Origin of the sequence: Stenotrophomonas sp. TWI809 (assembly GCF_039673205.1) — a bacterium.
Lineage (GTDB): Bacteria > Pseudomonadota > Gammaproteobacteria > Xanthomonadales > Xanthomonadaceae > Stenotrophomonas.
In genome coordinates, this window is record NZ_JBDJLE010000013.1 from 15,322 (window position 1) to 40,611 (window position 25,290).

The following is a 25,290-nucleotide window of genomic DNA, read 5'->3' on the forward strand; positions in this document are numbered from 1 at the left end:
CCTCTTCTTCCCTTTCCCCCAACGCATCACAGGAGTGTTTCATGACCCAATTCAAGGACAAGGTGGCCATCGTCACCGGTGGCGGCCGTGACATCGGCCGCGAGATCTCGCTCAAGCTGGCTGCGGCCGGTGCCAAGGTCTGCATCAACTACGCCAACGATGAGGCCAGCGCGCAGGAGACCCTCAAGCAGGTTGAAGCCGCCGGCGGCACCGCGATCGTGCATCGCGCCGATGTCACCGATGCCAAGGCCGTGGCCGCGATGGTCGCTGCGACCCAGGCTGCGTTCGGCCCGCAGATCGATGTGCTGGTGAACGTCGCCGGTGGCATGGTCCAGCGCCGTCCGCTGGCCGAGATCGACGAGGCGTTCTTCCACAAGGTGATGGACCTCAACATGAGCTCGGTCTACCTGACCACGCATGCGGTGGTACCGCACATGCCCGAAGGCGGCGCGATCGTGAACTTCGCCTCGCAGGCCGGGCGCGATGGCGGTGGCCCGGGCGCGGCGATCTACGCCACGGCCAAGGCTGCAGTGATGACCTTCACCCGCGCCATGGCCAAGGAACTGGGCCCGCGCGGCATCCGCGTCAATGCGCTGTGCTGCGGCATGATCGCCACCCGCTTCCATGATGAATTCACCAAGCCGGAAGTGCGCACCGCGGTGGCCGGCAATACACCGCTGCGCCGCCAGGGCCGACCGCAGGAAGCCGCCGATACCGCGGTGTACCTGGCCTCGGATGCAGCCGGTTTCATCACCGGTGCCAACGTCGACGTCAATGGCGGCACCTACTTCTCCTGATTGACCCGCTGACCGCCTGGGAGGGCCGCCATGCTGCGCTGGATCACTGCATTCTCTCTTGCACTTGCCACCAGCGCCGCGGCGCTGCCCGCCCAGGCCCAGGTCTGGGTGCCGGCCTGGACCGCCTCGCCGGCGCCGGACCGTCTTGATGGCACCCCCGAGGCCCCGGTGCAGTTCGCGAACCAGACCGTGCGCCAGGACATGCGCCTGGGCAGCTCGGCCCGCGCCCTGCGCTTCCGCATCAGCAATGAACTCGGCCAGGCCCCGCTGCATATCGGCGGGGCCTCGGCCCACCTCACCGGCACCGCCACGGCGGCCAGGCCGGTCACCTTCAATGGGCGTGGCGAGATCGTGGTGCCGGTTGGCGCTGCGCTGCTCAGCGACCCGGTCGCGATCACGGCGCCGGCGCTGGCCGACGTCTCGCTCACCGTGTATTTCCCCGATGCCACACGGCCGGCCGTGCGGCGTACCGCGCTGCGCATCGCCGATGGCCGCGCAGCCACTGTGGGCGACGCGGTCAAGCTCGCCTACCGCCAGAATGTGGTCTCCGCCGTGCTCGCCGAACGCGCCAGCAAGCCGGTGGTGGTGGTCGCCCTGGGCGACTCGATCACCGAAGGCGCCACCGCCACCCGCGGCAGCAACGGCGACTGGCCGGCACTGCTGTCGGCCCGTCTGCAGCAGGCGTGCCCGGACCAGGTCGTGGTGGTCAACGCCGGCATCAGCGGCAACAAGGTGATGGATCACGGCCGCAGCCACAGCGCGCTGGCGCGGCTGGACCGCGACGTGATCGCACTGCCGAACGTGGACCGCGTGATCCTGTTCGAAGGCATCAACGACATCCGCCACGACGGCGGCACCCCACCCGTGGCCGGCCGCAACGCCGAGGACATGGTGCTGGGCTACCGGCAGATCGCCGAACGCCTGCACAGCAACGGCATCCGCCCGATTGCCGCCACGATCACGCCGTTCGGTGGCTCGGACCGCTACGAGCCGATCGCGGCCGCCACCCGCACCACGCTCAACGCCTGGATGCGCGGCGGCCGCAGCGGCTTCGATGGCCTGATCGACTTCGACCAGATCCTGCGCGATCCGTCCCACCCGGAGAACCTGCCCGAGGACATCACCCGCGACCACCTGCATCCCAACGACGAGGGCTACCGGCGCATGGCCGAGGGCATCGATCTGGCGCTGCTCGGCTGCCCGGCGCGATGAGTGCCCAGACCTTCCAGGTTGCGGCCGAGAACGGCCAGCGCTGGGACGCGCTGGCGCTGGGGGAGGTGATGCTGCGCTTCGATCCCGGCGAAGGCCGGATCCGCAGCGCGCGCCAGTTCACCGTGTGGGAGGGCGGTGGCGAGTACAACGTCGCCCGCGGCCTGTGCAGCACCTTCGCTCATCGCACCGGGGTGCTGACTGCCCTGCCGCGCAACGAGCTGGGGCTGCTTGCCCAGCAGCTGATCCAGGCCGGCGGGGTGGATGCCAGCCAGATCGTGTGGCGCGACTACGATGGCATCGGCCGCAACACCCGGATGGGCCTGAACTTCACCGAGCGCGGCTTCGGGGTGCGTGCGCCGCTGGGTATGTCCGATCGCGCGTACTCGGCGGCCTCGCAGCTGCAGCCGGCGGCGTTCGACTGGGATGCGCTGTTCGGGCAGCACGGCGTGCGCTGGCTGCACACCGGGGGGATCTTCGCCGCGCTGTCCGAGCACAGCGCGCAGACCGCGATCACCGCGGTGCGGGCCGCGCGCCGGCACGGCGTGGCGGTCTCCTACGATCTCAACTACCGCGCCAGCCTCTGGAACAGCCATCCCGACCCGGATGCCGCGCGTCACGCCAACTGCGCCATCGCGGCCGAGTGCGACCTGTTGATCGGCGATGAGTATTCGTTCGCCGCATGCCTGGGCATGGACCTGAGCGATCTCGGTCGCCGCCACACACCGATGGATGTCGGTCCGGCCGAGGCGGCCGCCGTGCGCGCGATGACGCAGTTCCCGGCGCTGCAGGCGGTGGCGTTCACGCTGCGCGACGCCGCCAACGCCGCCCGCCACGGCTGGGCCGGTGCGCTGCGCACCCGGTCGCAACTGTATGTCTCCGCCGCACGCGAAGTAGACCTGCTCGACCGTGTCGGCGGTGGCGACGCCTTCGTGGCCGGCGTGGTGCATGCCCTGCTCAGCGGCAAGGGCGAGCAGGCAGCGGTGGAGCTGGGCGCCGCGCATGGCGCGCTGGCGATGTCCACGCCGGGCGACTGCGCTGTCACCAGCCTGGCTGAAGTGGAGGCCGTGGCGCGCGGCGATGGGGCGGCGGCACGACGCTGAGCGCCCTGCGCGCGAGGACTCAGTGCGCGATCGAGAGGTGTTCCAGGGCCTTGCGCGTAGAGAGCGTCAGCGGCGCGGGCAGTGCATCCGCGGTGAACCACCCCAGCCCGAGCAGAGCCTCGGGCTCCTGCACGGACGCGATCGTGGTGTCCTGCGCCCGCACCAGATACACCGGGGCGACCCAGTGCTGGCCAAGCGCCGGCTCGAAATGATCGACCACGCACAACAGACGCTCCACCGTCACCTGAAGTGCGGTTTCTTCCTCCACCTCACGGATCACCGCGTGTTCGACGGTTTCCATCCAATCGACCTTGCCCCCCGGCAGCCCCCAATGCCCCTGCTCAGGCGGACGCCCGCGCTGGACCAGCAGGATCGCGCCGTCGGCGCGCTGGATGACGGCACCACAGCCGAGGCGAGGCTGCTGCAGATCGGTGGATGGGGACATCGGGCATCTCCATGGAAGTGACTCATTATCTCTCGGGCCCCGTGCCTGGATAGCGCCCACGAAAAAGGCCCGGCGATGCCGGGCCTTTCCTGCCACGCCGATCAGGCACGTGGCGATGCGGTCACGCTGGAATTACCAGCTGAAGCGCGGGCCGACCGACCATTCCTTGTCACCGTGGCGATCCATCTTGATGTCGCCGTTGATGCCCCAGTTCTGGTTCAACTTCACCTGGCCACCCAGGCGGCCGTAGAACTGGCCATCCGGATTGACGCCGTGCTTCTTGCTGTAATCCTCGTAGCCGGCCATGGCATAGACTTCGGCGTGCTGGCCGAACGCGGTACGGATACCGGCTTCAGCGCTGTAGCCGTTGAAGTCCAGGCCTTCCTTCGGGTCGAACTTGTTGTAGGCAACGCGGCCCACGAAGTCGGTGCTGTTGCCGATTTCCTGGTTGTAGCCGACGCCGACGCGCCACTGGTCAACCTTGAAGTTGCCGATGTCGGTCTTCTGCTGGTTGTACTCACCGAAGGCGTGGAAGTTCGGCAGGAAGGCATAGGAACCCTTCACGCCCCAACCATCGGCCTTGCCGCCATCTGCGTCGGTCTTGACGTAGTCGGCTTCAGCGTAGTTGTAGGACAGGCCTTCAGCCGCCGAAGCGGTGAACGGGAGGGCGGCGGCCAGGGCCAGAGCAATCAACGAAGTCTTCATGGGGGTACACCTTTATGTCTTGGACTACTTGCACCCGGCATGGAGGCCGGACTGCATCGGGAATGTAAATTCTCCGTTATTCGACACAACCCGCCCTGAAGTTGACCGCGTCCACAAAAGTGAATTTTGGGGCGGCGTTCAGACGCGCTCTGGCATACGCGCGTGGCTTTTTTCAGGCGATGACGGCGTGAGTGCGGCCTGGCGGGATGATCACGCGGAGCCATCAGGCAGGGAGTCGCGGCGGGCAAGCCGGAAAGGATTCTGGTCACGACGGTGCCCTTTCGGGGCGTCACGCGCTGGGGAAGCCGCTCTTGGGGAGTTATCGGCTAACGCGTCCATCCTCCTGGATGCACCGAGGTCCGTGCCGTGGGGCGTTGGACCGCAGGGCGCCGTGGGGCGTCCTGCCCGGCAACCCCATCATGTGCTGAATACGTCAGCGCGCCTATCAGGATGTTCCGCACAATGACTCAGAGTTTTCTGACCTTTGTCCCGAAGGCGGCCGAAAATGTCCGATTGAATGCTGAATCTGTTCACCTCGTGTCCTGTCTGGACACATTCACCGGCCGCAAAGGCCACCGCGCGCAGTGTCGAGGTTCCGTCCCCCGGTTCGTCGTATGTCATGAAGGCGCCCATCCCGGCGCGTCATCTGGAGCACTGCCATGGCCTATATCGATGGTTTTGTACTTGCCGTGCCGAACGCGAACAAAGCGAAATTCCTGGAACACGCCCACATGGGCGATGCGATCTGCATCGAGCATGGCGCGCTGCGCGTGGTGGAGTGCTGGGGCGACGATGTCCCGCATGGCAAGCAGACCGACTTCCATCGTGCGGTGGCGGCCAAGGACGATGAGGCCGTGTTGTTCTCCTGGATTGAATGGCCGGACAAGGCCACGCGCGATGCCGGCATGCAGAAGATGATGGAGGATCCACGGATGAACCCGGAGAACAATCCGATGCCGTTCGACGGCAAGCGGATGATCTACGGCGGCTTCGTGCCGGTGGTGGAACTGAAGCAGTGAGCGGGGGCCAGGAGGGGCACGGCCGTTGCGGCAGCGCCGCTTGAGTGCGCGCTGGGGCACCGGCATGCTCGGTGCTCCAGGCTGACAGGGAGCACGCGCCATGATGACGATGCTGCCTGCCAGGCGACCGTCATCAGGGAGCGAGACGCATGGCCGCAGCACGTTCGGGAATGTTTCACTGCCTGCTCTTCCTGGGGCTGGCGGTCACCGCGACCGCCAGCCCGTCGGCCCACGCCGAGGCGCCGGGCCTGATGCAGTACCAGCGCGCCGAACGTGTGCTCGACCAGCGGCTGCGCGGCAAGGTCCGCAATGCCACCGTCGCGCCGCGCTGGCTGGAGGACGGCCGCTTCTGGTATGCGCGCCAGGAGCACGATGGCCGCACCCGCTACCTGCTGGTCGATCCGGCGGCCTCCACGCGCACGGCGCTGTTTGACCAGGACGTCATGCAGGCGGCACTGCAGGTTGCCGGGGTCGCCGATCCAGGCGCGGTGATGCAGCAGGTGGACCGCGTCGCCCTTAGCGGCGATGGAGTGCGGATCACGCTGCGCGTGGACCCACAGCGGGTGGTGATGTGCACGCTGCCGATGCCGTGCGAGATGCACGCGTTACCGGTCGCCGACCCGCGCGACCTGCCTGCGCCGGACGGTCGGCACAGCGTGCGGGTCGAGCAGGACAACCTCTGGCTGCGGCGCGGTACCGACGGTGAACGACGGGCGCTCACCGTGGATGGCGAGCCCTCGTACGGCTATGGGGTACTGCCCGATTTTGCATTGCGCGGTATTCCGCGGCGGGAAGGCCGGATGCAGATGCCGCCGTTCGCGGTCACCTGGTCGCCGGACAGCCAGCGCCTGTTCGGCGTGCGCTACGACGAACGTCAGGTCCTGCCCTATCCCTACCTGGCGACCGCGCCGACCACCGGGTTCCGCCCGGTCGTGCATGAAGTGCGCCTGGGCCTGCTGGGCGACGCCGAGCAGGTCCGCGATACCTGGTTCGTCACCGAGGTGGAGGGCGGCACACGCAGCATCGCCGTTCCCGAGGGCTGGCACACGTTGACCGAAGCCGGCGTGCTGGGCTGGTCGGCCGATGCCGGCAAGGTCTATACGGCGATCGTGCGCTATGCCCCCCCCGCACGGCTGCGCCTGGTCGAGGTGGATGTCCGCACCGGCAGCGTGCGTACCGTGCGGGAAGAGCGCAGCGATACCCGCGTGCAGCTCAACAGCTATCCCTACAACCGGCCGGCGGTGCACGTGCTGCAGCACGACGATGGCATCGTCTGGTTCTCGCAGCGCGATGGCTGGGGCCATCTGTACCTGGTCGATCGCCGCGATGGACGTGTCGTGCGTCAGCTGACCAAGGGCGCATGGCTGGTGCGCGATGTGGTCGGCGTCGATGAGGTGCGTCGCCAGGTGCTGTTCACCGCCGGCGGGCGCGAGCCGGGCGATCCCTATCAGCGGCGCCTGTACCGCGTGTCGCTGGACGGTGGCGCCCCGGTCCTGCTCACCCCGGAGGCAGCCGATCATGCGATCGATGGCGGAACCGGCGTGCTCATGGGCGGGCGGCCCTCCCACCTGCTGTCGCCCTCCGCGGCTTACGTGGTCGACAGTTACTCGCGGGTGGACCAGGTGCCAGTCAGCGTGCTGCGCGCCACCAGCGATGGCCGTGCCGTACTGGAACTGGAACGCGCCGACGCCCACGCGGTGCAGGCCGCCGGCTGGACGCCCCCGCAACGGGTGAGCGTCCTCGCCGCCGATGGCCACACCGAACTGCAGGCCACGGTCTATCTGCCGCCCGGCTACCGCGAGGACGGACGTCATCCGGTCATCGATGCGATGTACGGCGGACCGCACATCACCAATGCGCCGGTCGGTTTCGTCGAGGCCACCGCGACGATGAATCCGGTCGCGCGCGCCAGCCTGGCCCAGCTCGGCTTCGTGGTGGTGAGCATCGATGCGCGCGGCACGCCCGGACGCTCCAAGGCCTTCCACGATGCCAGCTTCCTGACCGCAGCCGATCTGCAGCTGGATGATCACGTCGCAGCGATCGGGGACCTGGCCAAACGCTTTCGGGGCATGGACCTGACACGGGTCGGCATCTACGGGCATTCCTTCGGCGGCTACAGCGCGGCGCGTGCCCTGCTGCGCCATCCGGCGTTCTACAAGGTCGGGGTGGCTTCGGCCGGCAGCCACAGCTTCCAGGGCATGTACGGTGGCGCGATCCACGGCATGGACCGCCTGGTCGGCGGCCAGCCGGTCTATGCCGACGGTACCGCGGTGCGCCCACAACCGGATGCGGTGCCCGCGCTGTTCCAGCCGCTGGCCAACGATGCCCTGGCCGACCGCCTGCAGGGCCGGCTGATGCTGGTCTACGGCGACCTGGACGAGAACGCGATGCCGGCCCTGACCCTGCAGCTGGCGCGCGCCCTCACGCTGGCCAACAAGGACTACGATCTGCTGTACCTGCCCAACCAGGACCACGAACTGTTCCGCAACGATGATTACTACATGCGCCGGATGTGGGATTACTTCGTCACCCATCTGATGGGTGCGACGCCGCCACCGTACCGGATCGGGGCGGCGGCTTTGCCATGAGGTGATGCGGGCCGCTCAGCGGTGGGTATCGGTATCGTCCGGCCCGCCCCCCATGGCACCACCGCCCATTCCTCCCATTCCTCCCATACCACCGCCACCGCCGCCTTTACCGCCCCCCTTGTCACCCGCATCGCCCTTGCCCTTCGCACCGGCCGAAGGTCGTGCCGGACCCTGGCGCGGGATGGCAACCGTGGTTGGAATCGGATCCAGGTCCAGTGCCTGACGGATGAAGTCGCGCAGCGACACCACCAGGTCGGCCGTAGGAACGACGCGGCCCTGGGCCATCTCGTTGGCGGCGTGCGCAGCCAGGCGCACCTGCTCATCCGTGCCCAGCAGCACGATGTCCGACAGGGCCGCTTCCACTGCATCACGGATCCGACGCGCACGCTCGCCACCGCTCTCGGCCTCCGCCGGCAGATGCAGCGCATCGCCTTCTTCGCTCCCCTCGGGCAGCGCGCGGAAATCGCGGCGATGGCGTGGATCGACATCGAGCGTGCCGGTGAACGATCCGCCGAGGACTTTGTAAGCCGCGATCAGCGTGCGCAGACGCTCGTTGATCTGGCGATTCTCACGCTCGCGGCGCTGCTGCATGGTCTGCATGACCAGCAGCCGGATGCCGACACCGATCAGGGTGATGACCGCCAGGCCGACCAGGGTCGAGAGCATGGCCTGCCAGGAGCTGAAATCGAGTCCGCGCATTGGAATGCTTCCAGAAGCCAACGGCCAGATTAGCAAGAGCGTGTGCGCGGCATCGTCAAGGCGGCGCCATGCTCAACCTGTGCAGTACTGCTCCAGCTGTACGATCCGGGCCTGATAGGCGTCTTCCAGGCAGGCCGCATCGCTGCACTGGTTGCGTCGATGCTGCAGCCACTGCCGCTGATCGGTGCGCAATGCGACCCGGTCACCCCCACATGCAGGTGCATCGGCATAGGCGCGCGCCATGCGAACGTCCAGCGCTGCCAGGATGGGGTGCGTGCATAGCAGGTGTTCGGCAGGATGGCTCGCCCGCGCGCAGTCGAAGCTGGGCCGCGCCGCGGCTTCGTCAGCCTCCCGGGCCATGCGTGCCATCATGCCGGCGTAGCCGCCTTCATCTGCAGGCTCGGCCTGTACTGCGATCCGCTCGACGGCAGCGGGCCCACGCTGCGGATCACTGGACACTGTGGATTCCGAGCCCAGGTCGAAGCCATCGATCGTCGCCGCCATCGGAGTCGCTTCGGAGTCGGGATCGACGTCGCTCAGCTCTGGCACGCTGACCTCCCTGGGGAGGCCATCGGCCGCAGCCACGTTACGTCGCCGCTTCTCGTTTTCGGCAGCCACAGCAGCAAGTTCCGAAAGTTCGTTGGGCGTCACCAGGAACTGGCCCGCCGCCAGGCCGTAGGTGACTTCGATATTGTTCATCACAATACGCCGCCACCACCCGGGGCGATCCTGTTCATTGCGGTCTATCACACGCTGCAGTGCCTGCCGGGCAGCCGCATAGGCCTGCGGATCCTGCTCGGGAATCTGTGCGTAGGCATCTTCCAGGCGATCAAGCATCAACTGCGTGGCAGCGACGTTGTACTTGACGCGCATGGCAACGCACTTTGTCGTCGCCCCCGCACCGAAACACTCGGATCGGAACTCCATCGCCAGCATGTCCAGGCGAATCGCCCGACCCTGCTGGCAACCAGCAAGCACGACTACCAGCACAACCAACAGAATTTTCTTCAATGCGTTTCCCCTGATGCGTCCAATGCTTGATGACCTGCGACAGCCGCCATTCCGCAGACATACTCCTCCATGCGCGGGCGATAATGCGAGATCGGGCCGAATACGTCACGTCAGGAGTTTCCCTACAAACTCCATGCGCAGGCGTTTGTTCCCTGCCGTTGACTTTAGGATATCCTTGCCCGCGAAAGGATACAGGGGGACGGCGTGGCCGCCGGAGCAGAACGAGGTGCCCATTGGCACCTGGATAATGAGTCGTGGGTGCAGGATGGAACCGGATTTTCTCTGGTCGCCATCGGCACTGCCGTGCCTCCACCTACACTGAGCGATCTGGACTATCTGTCTGGCGCGTATCGCATGCCCGATGGTGGTTATCTGCCGGGCAGCTTCCGGTTTTCTCCCTTTACCGGCCAACGGCTTGCGCGGCGCCCGGTGCAGCAGTGGCGGACCCCGTTTGGCGGGGATGACGGCGGACGCAGTTGCACCGCCGCCGTGACGGCCCCGCTACCCTCAACGCTTCAAGCGTTGTTCGATCAGCTGCAGCGAAGCGGCCAGTCAATGCAGGACGCCGCCGAGGTGATCAAGTCACCGCAGCCGAGTGGTCTGTTCTTCTTCACCAGCCGCGCTGGTGGGCATCGCGATGGGTTGTTCGCGGCGAGCCGTTCCGGCCAGCTTTCGCTGTGGCAGAACGGTCACCGCCATTGGGTGACGCTGGCACCCCGCGGTGTCTCACTCGGCCGCAGCCATCTTGAAACATGGGCGAATGCGACATTGACGCTGCCGCGCGACGATGGCCATCAGATGATCCTGGCGACCGACGCAGGTGCCGATTGCGTCAGCGTCGATGCGATGACGTTGAGCTACCAGATCGATCGCGCTGTCGGCCGCACCTTGGGTGCCCCCGGCCTGCTGGACGATATCGCCCTCGTGCCACAGGAACATGAGGGCCGATGGGGCCTTGCGATCCGTCGGCCCGGTGAAGCGTGGCAGCAGCAGCTGCTGATGCTGGACGCGCCCCTGCAGGTGCTTTCGGCGCCGATCAGCGATCCGGCGCACCGGAGCTTGTTCTGGATCGGCCCGCAGGGAGTGCTGAGCGTGCGTCTGGACGGCCAGGGCGACGCTTCCGCCCGCTGGCAGAGCTGGCCCGAGGGCTACCAGGCCAACCCGGTTCTGGGGCCTCCGTATCGCGATGGCGAAGGCTTCTGGCAGCTGCTGTACGACACCCGGGACAAAAAATGGATCGTCATCCGGCTGGACGCCGCCCTGCCCGAGCAGCGCGCCGCGCCGCGCGGATCCACCAGCACCGGCCGTACCAGTTTTCAGTTCAACGTGCGCCTGGAGCGCCCGTGGGACGAGTTCGATCATGACCTGTATACGGTGAGCCATGTGGTCTATCCGTTTCTGGACGTCGTCGAACCGCAGCTGATGCTGTCGCTCCACGCCCCGCTTCCGCAGCAGCGCAGCCTGCTGTCATTCTTCGAGAGCCAGGCCACCGTGCATGCGACATTCTGCCTGGAGCAGATTGGTGGTCGCGCACACACCTATGCCATGGACACGCCCTCACCCTGGAACGCGCAGTGGTTCGTTCACGATGACGCGCTGTGGCTGTGGGTGGACGCGCGCGGCACCCTGCTGCGTTGGAGCCTGCCGCAATGACCGGGTCCGTGTTGAAGCATCTGCTGGGCGTCGCGGTGGTGCTGGTCAGTAGCGTCGTTACGACTGTCGGGGCGGCCGAGCTGCGGCAGGCGGTCCTGGTGCAGAACTCCGGCTGGATGGAGCCGTTCTACGTCGATGCCGACTCCCCTTTCAAGCCGCTTGTTGCGCAGCTGGCCCAGGCGGCGGCTGGGCAGGGTGAGGTCGTGGTGGGCGCGTTCAACCAGTCCGACGCCACCCATCCCTCGCCGGAGTGGGTGTATCGCGGACCGGGAAACCACCCGGGGCTTGCCCAGGCGATGACGCGCCTGCAGATGGCGCGCAAAGGCAGCGGCGCGCTCGCCGATACCGACTTCAAGGAAGCGCTGCTCGGTGCGATCGAGGTGGGCCTGGAGGGCCGCCCGGGCATCATCTGGATCGTCACCAACAACAAAAACAGTCCCAACAACAGTACCGAGGTCGTGGCCCGCAATCGCGAGTTCTACGAGTTGCTGCACGGTGAGGACGTCATCAGCCGGATCGTTGCGTTCCCGCTGAAGATGCCGGTACAGGGGCAGCACTACCGCGCCAACGGCTTGATGCTGTACGCCCTGGCTTACGGCGAGCCGGCGTCGGCCGCGCTGGATGCAGTACTCGCGCAACCGGCTCTGACCAAACTGCTTCCCGAGGGACATGTGCGCCTCAAGCCGCTGACCGAAGCGGCCGTGCGCTTCAGCCCGACCGGCGTGACGGATTCGCCTGGCATCGCTGCTGGCCTCGCCGCCGACGGCCACACCCTCGTGCTGTCGTTCGACGCCAGCACGCAGGTGCGAACCGCACAGGTGCAGGGCCGGTTCGAGAATCTGTTCAATCCCTACCGCATCGTCAGTGCTGACACGTCGTTGGTGACGCCGCCGGCGATCGGCCTGCAGGGCGAGATGTCCACGCATTCGCTGCAGGCGCTGGATCCCGGCAAACAGAGCGACCCGTTGACCCTGCGTCTGTCGTTGCCCCCGCTGCCGTCGCAGTGGTCGCGTGAGGTGCTGCTGCGCAGCGGCTATGAACGGCGCGGGGCGATCGATATCCACCTGGACAACCAGCAGCTGGAAGTGTCGCCGCAGTTCCGCGCGCACATGGCCGACCTGTTCCCCGGTGATGCACTGCCCGAGGTCTTCCTTCCTCCCGTCACGGCCAATGCCTCGGTCACCCGGGTTCCGCTGCTGCTTCGGGTGCAGTACCCGGTGTGGCCGGCCGTGGTGGTGTATGGCGGCGGCCTGCTCGCGCTGATCGGTGCGCTGCTGTTTCTCGTGCTGGTGACCGGCGCGCGCAAAGCAACGGTGTGGATCGATGATCAGCCCCAGCACCTCCGGCTCAAACCGTTCACCACTACCGAAGTGCGCGACGCCAACGGCACGCACGTTGCCACGGTCCGACGCGGCGCGTTCAAGCCTCGTGTGAGCTGGGCCCAACCCGATACATCCATCCGCATCAACTAAGCGTTCCACCGCCAAGGACAGAGCATGAGCCAGAAGAGTTCCCTCCCCGCGCCAGTGACCGACCAGCCGGCCACCGCCACGCCGTCCGAACAAACCGCACCGGCGACAACAGCGGGAACACAGCAGCCAACCGCTACCTTCACCGGTGACTGGGACATCCAGGTCGGCGAGCAGACCAGCAGTCGCGATGCACTGATTGGTGGGGTAGTGCTGCTGGTGCTGGCCGTGCTGTTCTTCGTGGTGAAGAACACGTATGCCAACTGGCGGGTCAAGGAGCGCGTCGCGCCGAGTCGCGCCAATGCGTCGGGCTGGTTTCTGTTCATCGGTCTGATGGCCGTCGCCACCGTGACCGTGCTCGCCTTCGTCAACGCCGGGCGGTTCCTGGCGCCGTTGTATCTGGTGCCGATGAGCGCCCTGGCCGGCGTGTCGTTGATCGCCTGGCTCGCCACCTTCTCCGCCAAGCGTTGATCCAGAGGTCCGCCGCATGAACGATGCCACCGAAAGCACCTCCCTGCCCGGCCAGCCGCCGCAGGTAACCGAGAAGATCCGTCCGACGCTGTTCATCGCCCTCGGCGGCACCGGCATGAAGGTCAACATCCGTCTGCGCCGCCGCATTCTCAATGCGATCTGGGGCGGCAACGCGAAGGTCGAGAACGTCGCTGACTTCCCGGTGGCACAGTTCATCAACTTCGATCTGGATGCCGGAGAGGTCACCCAGGACGGCAAGTCGGTCAAGACCGATGTACTGGCGGAGCAGGTGGCCTTCACGCCCGAAGAGAAGATCATCGAGCGGCTGGATCTCAACAAGTACACACAATCCGACGACGAACTGCGGCGTCACCGGGAGGTAGCCGAGTGGTTCCCGCTCACGCCCGAGCGCATCCGCCTGCTGGGCGTGGACCCAAGCAAGGGCGCAGGCCAGATCCGTGCGCTGTCGCGTCTGTACTTCTTCGACAAGTATCCGGTCATCCGGGACAAGCTGCGTGACAAGATCGAAACGCTGCTGAGCAACATCGGCGCACGCGCGGACAAGCTCAAGAAGCTGGGGCTGGAAGTGGAGCCGGGCAAGGTGCGGGTGGTCATCACCGGTTCGGCGGCCGGCGGCACGGGCTCCGGGTCGTTCCTGGACATGGGCTATCTGGCCAAGGCGATCCTCAAGGAGAAGAATGTAGAGGGCAAGGTCGACCTGTACATGGTCCTTCCCGGCGGCTTCATCACCACCACCAACCCCGATCGTATCCAGGCCAACGGCTACGCCGCCTTGATGGAGCTTGAGACTGCACTGCGCGGCAATGTGCTTGTCAAGCATTGGGATGCCTCGGACAACCTGCATATCGACAGCCGTCCGTACGATGATGTGTACATCGTCGACAACACCAACGTGGCGATGGCCAAGACGAGTGAACAGGAGGACATCTACGAGATGCTCTCGGATGTGTTCTTTACCGATTTCACCTCGCAGGACTTCGCCAACCGCAAGCGTTCTGTGGCCGTCAACCAGAACCAGCACAAGATCCGCGCCTATTCGGTCCCGCTGCCGCAGGATTATGGTGACGATACGGAACTGCGCTTCACCGCCAGCTACTCCGGCGTCGGCCAGGCCGTACTTGATACCCAGGTGGAGGCGCGCCAGAACGTGCGCATGAACCGCCAGGTGCAGGCAATGCTCAAGGCGTTCTTCGGCATCGCCAATATCCAGGCCCCGGGCAACCGCCCCACCGATAAAGAGCGCGATGATTTCCTGCGCGAGCAGCTGGCGATCGTACCGCGTACCTTCACGGACATTCCGCAATTCCTCTCCCGCGGCGATCTGGCCACGCTCAACGGAGAGTTCACGCACTACCAGGTGGCTGATGATCTGTTGAAGGTGACCGGCGACGCCAGCATCGGCGCGCAGATCGAACAGAAGGTCGAGAATGCGTTCCAGCAGCTGATGCACGGCAGCGCTGACCGTGACCAATGGCCGCTGCACGTCCAGGATGTGATCAAGCAGCTTGAGCGCGACACCAAGGGCAACCGGGTAGACAGCGCCGACCGCAACCATGAAGTCCGCATCAAGGAAAACCGCCAGCGGGTGCTGCTCTCGATCACCGATGAGGCTGAACTGCCCGCGCAGATCTTCCGCCGGCTTGACGATGATGAGCGCGGTGGTCTGGACTACACACTGGCCTTGGTGGAGATGATCAAGGACCGGCTGGAGAACGAAGGCACCGGTATCGTTCCTGCGCTGGAACGCAATGCACAGCGCTTTGCCGAGATCTCCGAGAGGCTGCAGAACGCCGAGCTTGCGCGCGAGTTCGAACGCCTCAAGGAGACCACCGGCAAAGGCCTGCTCGCGCGGATCAGCGGCAAGGACAAGCAGGCCGAAACCGTGCTGGCGCAGATCAAGGAGACGATCCGGGACAGCCTGCTGTTCTACGTGCGCTCGGTCGCTTCGCGCGAGGCAGCCAACCTGCTGCGCGATGTCTCGGCCTGGCTGGGTGTCAAGGAAGCGGTCGATGCCCATGGTCGCCCGCTGTGGAGTGGCTTTGTGGGGCGCCTGCAGGACGGCCGCCAGTCGGTCGAGTCCCTGCTGCAGCACGTCGAACGTGATATCGGCAAGATCGAAGCGGCCATCGCCGAGAAGCATGCGACCCTGATCGCACTCAAGGCGCCGCAGGATGAAGAGCAGCCGGCCATCGATCCGGCCGAATTCCGTCAGTGGGCCAAGGAGGCGTTCAAGGACTTCGGTGGCTCGCAGACGCTGTTCCAGAAGCTGCTCAGCGACGAAGGCGCCCAGGAAGTGCTGGGCAAGCTGCGCAACAAGGCCGTGGCACAGTTGCCCCAGGCCGATACCCGTACCCAGACCGATCCGCTGATGCAGGCGCTGGCCGCGCTTACTCCCGAGCAGTTGCGCGAGACCTTCCGCCTGCTGCTGCAGCGCGCGATGCCATGGGTGCCGTTGAACCTCAATGGTGGCTTCGACATTTCCAAGGACCGCTATACCTGCCTGGTCGGGGTAAAGGATGCACGCCTGTTCCGCCGCCAGTACGGCGCGCTGCTGGAGCAGGCCGTGCCCCAGGGTACCGGCATGACCGCCAGCCAGATCGACTTCGTCGAGTCCGGCATTCCCGGCAAGCTGATCTGCTTCACCGAGCTGTCCGGCTTCCCGGTACCGGCACTGACGCCACTGCCGACTTACCAGGCCGCGTACCGCAAAGAGGCGGCGCGTATTCCGCTGCACATCCACAAGCGGGTCAGCCAGTTCGTGCAGCCCATCCAGTTCACCCAGGGCCAGTACCGGCAGTTTGCTGAGGATTTCAAGGTATACCTGCATGCCCTCGGCCTGGGAGTGCTCAAGCGCCGTGCCGATGGCAAGTACGAAATCACGCTGGAAGGCGACGGCTTCAGCATCGGCGATGAATTCTCCGTGCGGCAAAGTGGTCTGGACGGCAATGACAAGCGCAACATCGAAGAGCAGCTTCGTCAGCGCTCGGCCAATGTGCGCGACCCGCTGCAGCTCGCACTGCTGGCTCAGCTTTTCCGGCATTACGCCACCGTGGCCTACAAGCCGATCAAGCAGGAAGATCAGCAGGGTCGCGAGAGCTTGAAGAAGCGCTTCCCCTACAAGCTGAGCGAAATGCTGGCCACCGACTATCGGCAGAAGCTGGTGCAGGCCGCCGGCGACGACGCCGACCGGATCGAAGAACGCGCCCGTGCCTTGTTTGACGCCTGGACACAGCCGGTTACCGGCTCGTCGGCGGATGTCTACGCTGACGAGGTCGCCGCCGACCGGGGCGATAAGCGGCAGGTGAATGATGCCTTCGCCCAGATGCTCGGCGCTACGTCCCTTGCCGGCGCGGGCATGGCGGGGCAGGCCCCGGGTGCGGTACCGCCCCCTCCCCCGCAGGGCAGCCTGCCTGGCGCCCCTCCGCCGCCGCCACCGATGGTCGATTACAGCTACTACGTCGGCTACAACAACCAGTCGCTGGGACCGTACACGGTTCAGCAGCTGCAGCAGTTCGTGGGCACCGGCAACATCAACCGCAACAGCCTGCTCTGGCGCGAAGGCATCGAGTGGAGCGCAGCCGGTGCACTGCCGGAGCTGGGCCATCTGTTCGCCCTTCCATCGGCCCCGCAACCGCCGGCTCCCCCGCCGCCACCCTCCGGGTACTGAGGGCGCATCACCGCAATGACTGACGCCACCGCCGCCTCCCCGATCTGCTGTGTCAACGACCAGTGCATGAAGCCTCTGCCGGGGGAGGTGCGCTTCTGCCCGTTCTGTGGCGTGTCCGCGCCTGAGGTGGTGACGCCGCCTGTGGTGACGCCGCCGGTCGCGGGCCCCGTCGCGGCCCCGGCCGCGGCCGTACCGCCGCCCCCGATTCCTGCGGCACCCTCGCCAGCGGCGCCGGCAGGGGTGGAATCAGCGCCTCCACCCGCCCCTGCGGCACCGCCCTCACCTCCGCAAGCGCCACCTGCACCGGGATCGAAGCGCTCGGCCAAGCCCCCTACGCCTGCTGCGCCGATCTCACCTGCGCCCGTTCATCGACCGCGCTCACGCGTGCCGCTGGTGCTGGTCTGCCTGGTACTGGGCGGGGTGTTCTGGACGATCTTCCTGCGCGATCGAGGCGCGCCGCCAACCGTTCCGGCCGGCCGCATCGAGCAGCATCGTACGGCTGTGGAATCATGCCTCGCGCGCGCAGACCTGGCCTGTGCGCGCATCGCCTTGCTGGACATGCAACGCGAGCTGCCGGGTGACGAAAACTGGCGCGACCTGCAGGTGCGGGTGACCGCATTGGAAACCAACCTTGCCAAGCAGGCCGAACCAGCGCTTCCCACCCGCGCCGCTGCACCGGCACCGGCACCGTCGCCGACCGACGTACCCGAACCGGTAAACACCCAGATTGCGCCGACGCCACCGGCACCTGCGTCGGTCCCGGACCGGGCCGCCCAGGTAGATGCGGCGTCGCGCGAGCGTGCTCCCGTACGCTATCCGCCGGAGGCAGTGCGTGCGGGTGCACGCGGCAACGTTCTGCTTACCATCGAGGTTGCCGAAGACGGCACTGCAACGGCCATCTCGGTGACACGCACAAGTCGGGAGCGGTCACTGGACCGTGCCGCGCTGGACGCCGCGCGTCGCTGGCGTTATCTACCAGCGATCCGGGATGGCCGCGCGTATGCCAGCGCGATACAGCTGGAGGTGAACTTCAGCCCGGACGCGGGTAACCCCTCAGACATGGCCGACCTGCGCCAACCTGACAACAGCTACCCACCCAAAGCGCCGACGATCGCGCCGCCGGCAGCAGCGCCTGAGGCCGGCTTGCTGAGCAAGGCCCGGGCTGAATTGCAGCAAGGCCGTTACGACGTCGCGGTGGCCTTGGGCGAATCGGCACTGCAGGTCAATCCCGATTCAGCAGCTGCCCGCTCGCTCATCCGCCAGGCAAAGGCAGAGCGTGACCGTGTCATGCGCGAAACCACCATTGAATGATGCCCGCCCCACTTCCCACCAGGTGTTGACCATGAAAAAGGAATATTTCGCCCCCGCCTCGCTCGGCAAGGTGCTGTTGATCGGCCTCGCTACCGCCGGCACGCTTACCGGTTGCACCACGGGCAATCAGATGACCCGGTCGGACTGGGGCAAGTGTCTGGGCGCGATCGCGCTGGGCACCGGTGCTGGCGCGCTGGTCAACGGAGAGAAGGGTGCCTATGTCGGCGCCGCGGCGGGCATCGCCGCCTGCTTCGTGATCAACGCACAAAGCCGCCGCACCCGCAGCGCGGCCCAGGTGGAGTCGGACTATCGGTCGCGTTACTCGCAGCTGCCGGAGTCTGCCGAGGTCGTGCATTACCAGACCAGCCTTCCCGGCAACAGCGTACGGCGTGGTGAACCGCTGAAGATCGTATCCAACATCGAAGCGGTCAGTGGTCGCCAGCAGCCGATCCGCGAGGTCAAGGAACAGATCCGGATTTACGAACCCGGCCAGTCCGAGCCGTTCAAGACCGGTGAAAAGATCGCCAGCGAGAGTGCAGGCAGCGGTGCATACGAGAACACCTTCACGGTGACCTTCCCGTCCAACATGCCCCAGGGTCGCTACAGCATCCAGACCGACGTGTTCGTCAATGGCGAACGGCTGGACAAGGGCAGCAACCAGATCCAGGTGGTCTATGACGGCGAGCGCCTGATGCGCGAGTTCGCCACGATCGCGGCGCGCTGATGATGCCGGGGTGCCCCTCCGGGCGCCCTGTTTCCTTCTGAGGGACGACCACCCGGCCACGTGCCGGGTTCGGCGATGAACGCATCGCATGGCATCCCACCATGCCGCTCCCGCCCTCAGGCAGGAGCAGCACGTTGCAACGCCTTACTTGCGGGCGCGCTTGGCCGGTGCCTTGCGGGCAACCGGCTTGGCGGCGGCCCGCTTGGCGGGCGCAGCCTTGCGGGCCGGGGCCTTCTTGGCCACAGCCTTCTTGGCGGTAGCGACCTTCTTGCCGACGGTCTTCTTGGCGGCCGCGGTCTTCTTGGTCACGGCCTTCTTGGCGGTGGCGACCTTCCTGCCAACCGACTTGCGGGCGACGGCGGTCTTCTTGCCGGCCACCTTCTTGGCGGTCGCGGTCTTCCTGGTCACGGTCTTCTTGGCGGTCGCCGACTTCTTGGCAACGGCCTTCTTGGCCGTGGCGACCTTCTTGCCGACGGTCTTCTTGGCGACGGCGGTCTTCTTGCCAGCCACCTTCTTGACCGCTGCGGTCTTCTTGGTCACGGCCTTCTTGGCGGTCGCCGACTTCCTGGCAACAGCGGTCTTGGCAGCGGCGACCTTCTTGCCGACGGTCTTCTTGGCGGCAGCGGTCTTCTTGGTCACGGCCTTCTTGGCAGTCGCGGTCTTCTTGGCGACAGCCTTCTTGGCGGTGGCGACCTTCTTGGTCACGGTCTTCTTGGCAGCGGCGGCCTTCTTGGTCACGGCCTTCTTGGCGGTCGTGGCCTTCTTGCCGGCAGCCTTGGTGGTCTTGGTCACGGCCTTTTCAGCGGCGGCCTTCTTCTTGGCGACCTGCTTCTTGATGGCGGTGGCTTCAGCCTTGGCGTTCTTCTTGGCCGCTTCCAGCTTCTGCTTGGCGGTGGCCAGGGTCTTGCCGACCGACTTGGCCGCCTTGTCAGCCTTCTTGGCGACGGTCTTCTCGACCTTGGTCACGGCCTTCTTGACCTTGGCGACCTGGGTGGTGGCAGCCTTGCGTGCGCGCTTGGCGGTCTTCTTCACCGAAGCCACTGCATCCTCCGCAACGTGTGCGATGGTCTCGCCGACGTTGGTGGCGGTTTCTTTTGCATCTTCGACGGTCTGCGAGAGAACCGTGGTCACACCATTACCGTTGCTCATTGAGTGCCTCCTGAGGGGCCTGGTTAGTCAAATCGCTGGCGATGCTATACCGGCGCGGTCCATCGTGGAACGGTCTTGATGCGATGCTCGTGCCAAGCCGACAGTAGCACCCCCATCGTCGGCAGCAAGCAACGCACCAACCTCTTGCACGAAACCCCTTGAAAACAGCGTCGGCGCTCCAGCGCGTGGCGCACGCGATGTGTCTCGATGCGCATGTCGGCTGCATTCAATGCGCCCATGATTGATCGTCGCACTTGATCCATTCCCTGCCCTCGTACCCGGCATTTGCGCTGGTTTCGATGACGCGGATGCGCCCTGCAGGCGCACGACCAGCGTTGCTTTGGACGTCGCCGAGCGCACTGCACCGCCCTGCTTGGCACCTCGCCACCGGCCGATTTCGGCACCGCCATCCGTGCCCAGGCTGCGTCACCGGATGGCCGACGACGCGGCGAATTTCATCCCGGGTTTAGCCGATTGCGGACACACTCATTCAGGTTGAATTACCGTATACGTGTTTTCCCTGCCCCGTCCCCTCCGACACGGAACCGCCGGACCATGCGACCGCTCCCGACCCTGCTCACGCTCGCCCTCGCCGCTGCCTTCGGCGGGTTCACCGCCACGGCCATCAACGCGCACCTGGACAACCGTGCCGAGGCGGCGCCGGCCGCATACACCATCCCGACCACAGCGGCGCTGCCCGCAGCGGTTGCCGGCCAGGCGGTGCCGTCGCTGGCACCGATGCTGGAACGGGTGATGCCGGCCGTGGTCAGCGTCAACACCAAGCAGGTGGTGCGCGTGCGCAACCCCTACTTCAACGACCCGTTCTTCCGCCGCCTGTTCCCCGAAGTGCCGCAGGAACGCATCAACGAATCGCTGGGCTCTGGCGTCATCATCGATGCCGCCGAAGGGCTGGTGTTGACCAACCACCATGTGATCGACAACGCCGACGACGTGCAGGTGACCCTGGCCGACGGGCGGACGGTGAAGGCTGAATTCATCGGCTCCGATGCCGATACCGATGTCGCGTTGATCCGCATTCCGACCGGCAACCTGACCGAGATCAAGCTCGGCGACAGCGCCCAGCTGCGCGTGGGCGACTTCGTGGTGGCGATCGGCAATCCGTTCGGTTTCAGCCAGACGGTCACCTCCGGCATCGTCTCGGCGGTGGGACGCAGCGGCATCCGCGGGCTGGGCTACCAGAACTTCATCCAGACCGATGCCTCGATCAACCCGGGCAATTCCGGCGGTGCGCTGGTCAATCTGCAGGGTCAGCTGGTCGGCATCAATACCGCCAGCTTCAATCCGCAGGGCAGCATGGCCGGCAACATCGGCCTGGGCCTGGCGATCCCTTCCAACCTGGCGCGCGATGTGGTCGACCAGCTGGTCAAACACGGCGTGGTGGTGCGTGGCACGCTCGGCATCGAGGCGCAGAACCTGACCCAGCAGATCGCGCAGGGCCTGGGCCTGACCGAGACGCGGGGCGCGCTGGTGACCCGCGTGCTGGCCGGGTCCAGTGCCGCGGCCGCCGGGCTCAAGCCGGGCGACGTGGTGGTGTCGGCCAACGGCCAGCGCGTGGACAGCGCGCAGGCGCTGCACAACGTGGAAGGCCTGCAGCCGGTCGGCAGTACGCTGACCCTGGACGTGCGCCGCGAGGGCAAGCCGCTGCAGATCAAGGCCACGCTGAAGGAACAGGCACGCGCGGTCACCGGCGAGTCGCTCGATCCGCGCCTGGGCGGGGCCACCTTCGTCGACCTGCCCGAATCGCTGCGCCAGGCCGGTGTCAGCGGGGTATTGGTCAGTGACGTCAAACGCGGCAGCCGCGCGGCAGCCTCCGGGCTGGCGCAGGGTGACGTGATCACCGCGGCAACGGCAGGTGAGTTTGCCGACCTCGCCAGCTGGCGCGCCAACTTCCAGCAGCGCCCGGCACAGTTGGTCCTCAGGATCATCCGTGGCAATGGCGGCGGCCAGCTGGTGATGCGCTGAACGCGGCGTCAGCCGTAACGTCGCTTACACCCGGCCGATGCTATTACCTTGTGTTCGTTGCCGTCGGATCGTCCGCGGTCACCTTCCCCATCGCATAGCAGGAGATACACGATGAGCCCTACCAATACCGAGAATCTGAAGGAACACCTGGGCGAAGCCGGCTCGCACCTGAAGTCGGCGGCCACCGCTGCCGGCGGTGCGATCAAGGGCGCCACCGGCGCTGCCGGTGATGAGCTGCGCATCGGCAAGGCCAACGTCAAGGCCGAACTGTCCGATACCGCGCTCTCCGGCCTGGCCGCGGCCGAGTTCGGCGGTGCCGCCGCCAAGGAACAGGTTGATGCACTGATGGACAAGGGCAAGGACCTTGTCGACAGCGCCGCTGAACTGATCCGTGAGCGTCCGCTGGCGTCGTTCGGCGTGGCCTTCGCAGCCGGCTGGATCATCGCCAAGCTGGCCCGCAGCGGCGGCGACAAGTAAGCAGCGGCGTGAGCGATCAAGCCCAGTCGAGCGCTGCCGGTGGCGCGGATATCCCGCCACCGGACAGCGGTGAAAAAGCACCGCGCCTGGACGAGAGCATCCGCCAGGTCGGTGAGGCCGGCCGTGAGACCGTCGATTCGGCCAAGCACACCCTGCGCTCCCTGCGACGGTTGGCTTCGGCCGACTTCGCACTGGCGCGCAGCGCATTTGGCCGGGCATTGGCCTGGGCGGGCGTGGCCATCGTGTTCGGCGCGTCGGCCTGGTTGTTGCTGGCCGGCACGCTGATCGCCCTGATGCAGCGCTGGGGCCTGTCCTGGTTCCATTCGCTGTTGATCACCTCGATCGTCAGCCTGCTGGTGACCGGCTACGCGATGTGGCGGGTGTCGTTCTTCTTCCGCCATACCGGCATGCATGCCACCCGCCGCCAGCTGTCGCGGTTGGGGCTGTATGACGAGCCCAGCGAGGAAGATCCCGATGCCGACGTCGATACCACGGGGGTGAAGCGATGAACTTCGAAGCCTTGCGGCAACGCGTCCAGCGCGCCGAGCTGGTGGTGGCGGTGCGGGTCGAGAAGACCCGCAGCAGCTGGTCCACCCTCAGCACCGTCTGGCGGACCGGATGGACGCCGCTGCGCATCATCACCGTGGGTCTGGCCGGCGGTTTCCTGGCCGGCAAGCTGGAGCCCACCGGCCTGGGCGCGAAGGTGCAGGGCGCGCGGTGGCTGCAGATGATCGGCTCGGTCTCCAATCTGGTGGCCAGTACCCAGGCCGCGTTCGCCTCGATGCAGGCCAGCGAAGCGGCCGATACCGCCGAGCAGGCTGCTGACAAGGTGGATGAGGCCACCGATGAGGCGCCGCGTCAGGCGGCTCCGGCTCCGAGGCCTGCGGCCCCGGCAACGCCACGGCTCAACCCGGAACGGCGTGCCGAACCGGCCTCGCCGCATCAGCCGCAACCGGCCGAAGCGGCCACGGACCTGTCCGAACGCTGATCGCAGTGCGGTCGGCAGCAACATCCGAAGGCCCTGCGGCACCCGCCGCGGGGCCTTTCTTCGTCTGCACGTACCCCACACGCCATGCGCACCCGGCTTGCCCAATAATGGCGCTCCTTTCCCGTGTGCGATCCGAATGAGCGTCCCGGTTCCCCCTTCTGCCGAAGCCGTCGTCGCACCGCCTGCGCCGCGCCCGCGCGCGCCGATGTCGCTGGTGATCCTGGCCACCCTGGCGGTGGCCTTTACCCTGTGGGCGGCACAGGACGTGGTGCTGCCGATCCTGCTGGCCATGTTCTTCGCACTGGTCGGCAACCCGATCCTGCGGATGCTGCAGAAGATCTGGATTCCCCGGTTTCTCGGCGCGGTGCTGGTGCTCGGCGTCGGCCTGAGTGGTGCCGCCGCGCTCGGCGTGCAGCTGGTCGGCCCGGCGATGGAATGGGCCCAGGAAGCACCGCAGCAGCTGCGCAAGGTCGCCCGCCAGGTGCAGAACCTGACCAAGCCGGTGCAGCAGGCCAACCAGGCCGCCGAGAACTTCGCGCGCGTCGCCGGTGGCGAAGGCAGCCGCCGCGTGCAGATCGTGCGCACCCAGCTCGATGATCCCTACAAGGTGCTGACCCGCGCGCCACGCCTGGCCGCCTCGGTGCTGGCGGTGGTGCTGTTGACCCTGTTCTTCATGATCTACGGGCAGAACCTGCAGAAGCATGCCATCGCGCTGTTCCCCAGCCGCCAGCAGCAACGTTTCACCACGGACATCCTGCGCTCGATCGAGCGCGAGGTTTCCCGATACGTCCTCACCATCACCGTGATCAACACGCTGGTAGGCCTGGTGTTCTCCGGCATCCTGCTGCTGCTCGGCATTTCGCTGCAGGAGGCGCTGCTATGGGGCACCGTGGCGGCCCTGCTGAACTTCGCGCCCTACGTCGGCCCGCTGATCGGCGTGGCCCTGATGCTGCTGATGGGGTTCGTGGAGTTCAGCGATCCCTTCAAAGCACTACTGCCCGCGGCCTGCTACCTCGCGCTGCACACCATCGAAGGCCAGGTGGTGACCCCGATCGTACTGGGCCGGCAGATGGCGATCTCGCCGCTGATCCTGATCCTGGCGCTGATGGTGTTCGGCTGGCTGTGGGGCATGGTCGGCCTGCTGCTGGCGGTGCCGTTGCTGGTCTGCATCAAGCTGGTGCTGGCGCGGCTGGATGGCACCCAGGGCTGGGCCAAGCTGCTGGAATAAGCCGTCAAGGCCAAGGGTACGGCTGGCTGCGCGATCCCCGGTGGTGCCAGAATACCGGCACCTTTTCGGATGGATCCCGGCCCTGATGTCTTCCCTCGCTACCCGTTGCCTGGCCCTCGCCGGCCTTGTCACCCTCGCTGCCCCGACGTTGGCCGCTCCCCCACCCAGCCCCGAGGTGGCCAGCCGCCAGCTGGTCGAGGCGGTCACCTGCAAGCGCCACCTGACGCCTGCGCAGTTCGCCGCGGTGGCGAAGGTGCTCAAGCCGACCGAGCTGCAGGCGTACGGCGAACTGTCCGATGGCGAGTATGCGCTGACCACGCCGCTGCTCGTGCTGGGCCAGCCAGTGAACCGCCTGCACCTGTACGACGGTGCCAACGGCGAGGACAGCATCGACAGCTATACCGCCTACTTCAGCACAGCCGGTATCGAACAGATCGCAGCGCTGGCGAAGATTCCGCGCAACGAAGCCGGCGACTACACCCTGGAGGTGGGCCGCCACGACCTGAGCGTGCGGCAGGACGAGGGCCAGGCCTCCATCGCCTGCTCCTACGACCTGCGCTGAAGCACCTCACC

General features: G+C 66.4%; 22 protein-coding genes. 17 read left to right on the forward strand and 5 right to left on the reverse strand.

Translation table 11 applies throughout. The features are described 5' to 3' along the window. The first annotated feature begins 41 nt into the window (after positions 1 to 41). The 3 genes from ABE472_RS11290 to ABE472_RS11300 are packed head-to-tail and all read left to right on the forward strand — an operon-like array spanning position 42 to position 3,109. Positions 42 to 797, forward strand: coding sequence for a glucose 1-dehydrogenase (locus ABE472_RS11290; protein ID WP_019185567.1), 756 nt, complete (start codon positions 42 to 44; stop codon positions 795 to 797). A gap of 30 nt (positions 798 to 827) precedes the next feature. After that, positions 828 to 2,009: a GDSL-type esterase/lipase family protein gene (locus ABE472_RS11295; protein ID WP_346466209.1), complete on the forward strand. Its 1,182-nt coding sequence runs from the start codon at positions 828 to 830 to the stop codon at positions 2,007 to 2,009. Continuing rightward, complete coding sequence (locus ABE472_RS11300) at positions 2,006 to 3,109, forward strand: sugar kinase (protein ID WP_346466210.1); 1,104 nt, start codon at positions 2,006 to 2,008, stop codon at positions 3,107 to 3,109. The genes ABE472_RS11295 and ABE472_RS11300 overlap by 4 nt, the downstream gene beginning before the upstream one ends. Positions 3,110 to 3,128: 19 nt before the next feature. On the opposite strand, the gene ABE472_RS11305 is transcribed toward ABE472_RS11300, so the two are convergent. Beyond that, on the reverse strand, positions 3,129 to 3,554 hold the full coding sequence (locus ABE472_RS11305) for an NUDIX domain-containing protein (protein WP_313208822.1): 426 nt from the start codon (positions 3,552 to 3,554) through the stop codon (positions 3,129 to 3,131). A gap of 132 nt (positions 3,555 to 3,686) precedes the next feature. Next, on the reverse strand, positions 3,687 to 4,259 hold the full coding sequence (locus ABE472_RS11310; protein WP_121044142.1) for an Ax21 family protein: 573 nt from the start codon (positions 4,257 to 4,259) through the stop codon (positions 3,687 to 3,689). A 659-nt stretch (positions 4,260 to 4,918) separates the two neighbouring features. Here ABE472_RS11310 and ABE472_RS11315 point away from each other — a divergent pair. Together ABE472_RS11315 and ABE472_RS11320 are read left to right on the forward strand one after the other, a co-directional pair. Next, positions 4,919 to 5,278 (forward strand): DUF1428 domain-containing protein, encoded by a 360-nt coding sequence (locus ABE472_RS11315; protein ID WP_313208823.1) that lies wholly within the window; start codon positions 4,919 to 4,921, stop codon positions 5,276 to 5,278. A 149-nt stretch (positions 5,279 to 5,427) separates the two neighbouring features. Further along, on the forward strand, positions 5,428 to 7,866 hold the full coding sequence (locus ABE472_RS11320) for a DPP IV N-terminal domain-containing protein (protein WP_346466211.1): 2,439 nt from the start codon (positions 5,428 to 5,430) through the stop codon (positions 7,864 to 7,866). 15 nt (positions 7,867 to 7,881) lie between these two features. On the opposite strand, the gene ABE472_RS11325 is transcribed toward ABE472_RS11320, so the two are convergent. Together ABE472_RS11325 and ABE472_RS11330 are read right to left on the reverse strand one after the other, a co-directional pair. Further along, complete coding sequence (locus tag ABE472_RS11325) at positions 7,882 to 8,565, reverse strand: hypothetical protein (protein WP_313219924.1); 684 nt, start codon at positions 8,563 to 8,565, stop codon at positions 7,882 to 7,884. A gap of 72 nt (positions 8,566 to 8,637) precedes the next feature. Then, positions 8,638 to 9,576, reverse strand: coding sequence for a lysozyme inhibitor LprI family protein (locus ABE472_RS11330; RefSeq protein ID WP_139146405.1), 939 nt, complete (start codon positions 9,574 to 9,576; stop codon positions 8,638 to 8,640). 204 nt (positions 9,577 to 9,780) lie between these two features. Here ABE472_RS11330 and ABE472_RS11335 point away from each other — a divergent pair, with 204 nt between their 5' ends. The 6 genes from ABE472_RS11335 to ABE472_RS11360 all read left to right on the forward strand — a co-directional run bounded on the left by ABE472_RS11335 (position 9,781) and on the right by ABE472_RS11360 (position 18,892). Continuing rightward, complete coding sequence (locus ABE472_RS11335; protein ID WP_346464181.1) at positions 9,781 to 11,229, forward strand: hypothetical protein; 1,449 nt, start codon at positions 9,781 to 9,783, stop codon at positions 11,227 to 11,229. Further along, a complete protein-coding gene (locus ABE472_RS11340; protein ID WP_346466212.1) occupies positions 11,226 to 12,701 on the forward strand; it encodes a hypothetical protein in 1,476 nt (491 codons plus the stop codon). The genes ABE472_RS11335 and ABE472_RS11340 overlap by 4 nt, the downstream gene beginning before the upstream one ends. 24 nt (positions 12,702 to 12,725) lie before the next feature. After that, complete coding sequence (locus ABE472_RS11345; RefSeq protein ID WP_313208828.1) at positions 12,726 to 13,169, forward strand: hypothetical protein; 444 nt, start codon at positions 12,726 to 12,728, stop codon at positions 13,167 to 13,169. Positions 13,170 to 13,185: 16 nt separating this feature from the next. Beyond that, complete coding sequence (locus ABE472_RS11350; protein ID WP_346466213.1) at positions 13,186 to 16,857, forward strand: tubulin-like doman-containing protein; 3,672 nt, start codon at positions 13,186 to 13,188, stop codon at positions 16,855 to 16,857. A 384-nt stretch (positions 16,858 to 17,241) separates the two neighbouring features. Continuing rightward, positions 17,242 to 18,168, forward strand: a complete 927-nt coding sequence (locus ABE472_RS11355; RefSeq protein ID WP_313208830.1) for an energy transducer TonB — start codon at positions 17,242 to 17,244, stop codon at positions 18,166 to 18,168. Between the two features lie 31 nt (positions 18,169 to 18,199). Continuing rightward, positions 18,200 to 18,892 (forward strand): hypothetical protein, encoded by a 693-nt coding sequence (locus tag ABE472_RS11360; RefSeq protein WP_313208831.1) that lies wholly within the window; start codon positions 18,200 to 18,202, stop codon positions 18,890 to 18,892. A 144-nt stretch (positions 18,893 to 19,036) separates the two neighbouring features. Here ABE472_RS11360 and ABE472_RS11365 read toward each other — a convergent pair whose 3' ends face one another. Next, on the reverse strand, positions 19,037 to 20,041 hold the full coding sequence (locus tag ABE472_RS11365) for a histone (protein ID WP_346466214.1): 1,005 nt from the start codon (positions 20,039 to 20,041) through the stop codon (positions 19,037 to 19,039). A gap of 555 nt (positions 20,042 to 20,596) precedes the next feature. On the opposite strand from ABE472_RS11365, the gene ABE472_RS11370 reads away from it, so the two are divergent. From ABE472_RS11370 to ABE472_RS11395, 6 genes are all read left to right on the forward strand, one after another. Then, positions 20,597 to 22,024 (forward strand): Do family serine endopeptidase, encoded by a 1,428-nt coding sequence (locus ABE472_RS11370; RefSeq protein WP_313219918.1) that lies wholly within the window; start codon positions 20,597 to 20,599, stop codon positions 22,022 to 22,024. A gap of 111 nt (positions 22,025 to 22,135) precedes the next feature. Beyond that, entirely contained in the window at positions 22,136 to 22,501 is a 366-nt protein-coding gene (locus tag ABE472_RS11375; protein WP_019185548.1) for a hypothetical protein, read from the forward strand. A gap of 8 nt (positions 22,502 to 22,509) precedes the next feature. Further along, complete coding sequence (locus tag ABE472_RS11380) at positions 22,510 to 23,010, forward strand: phage holin family protein (protein ID WP_313208834.1); 501 nt, start codon at positions 22,510 to 22,512, stop codon at positions 23,008 to 23,010. Continuing rightward, positions 23,007 to 23,489, forward strand: a complete 483-nt coding sequence (locus ABE472_RS11385; RefSeq protein ID WP_313208835.1) for a protein sip-5 — start codon at positions 23,007 to 23,009, stop codon at positions 23,487 to 23,489. Before ABE472_RS11380 ends, ABE472_RS11385 begins: the two co-directional genes overlap by 4 nt. Positions 23,490 to 23,625: 136 nt before the next feature. After that, the gene (locus ABE472_RS11390) at positions 23,626 to 24,717 is read left to right on the forward strand and encodes an AI-2E family transporter (protein ID WP_313208836.1); all 1,092 of its coding nucleotides are present in this window, start codon (positions 23,626 to 23,628) and stop codon (positions 24,715 to 24,717) included. A gap of 85 nt (positions 24,718 to 24,802) precedes the next feature. Beyond that, positions 24,803 to 25,279 (forward strand): hypothetical protein, encoded by a 477-nt coding sequence (locus ABE472_RS11395; protein ID WP_346464190.1) that lies wholly within the window; start codon positions 24,803 to 24,805, stop codon positions 25,277 to 25,279. Positions 25,280 to 25,290: the final 11 nt, after the last annotated feature.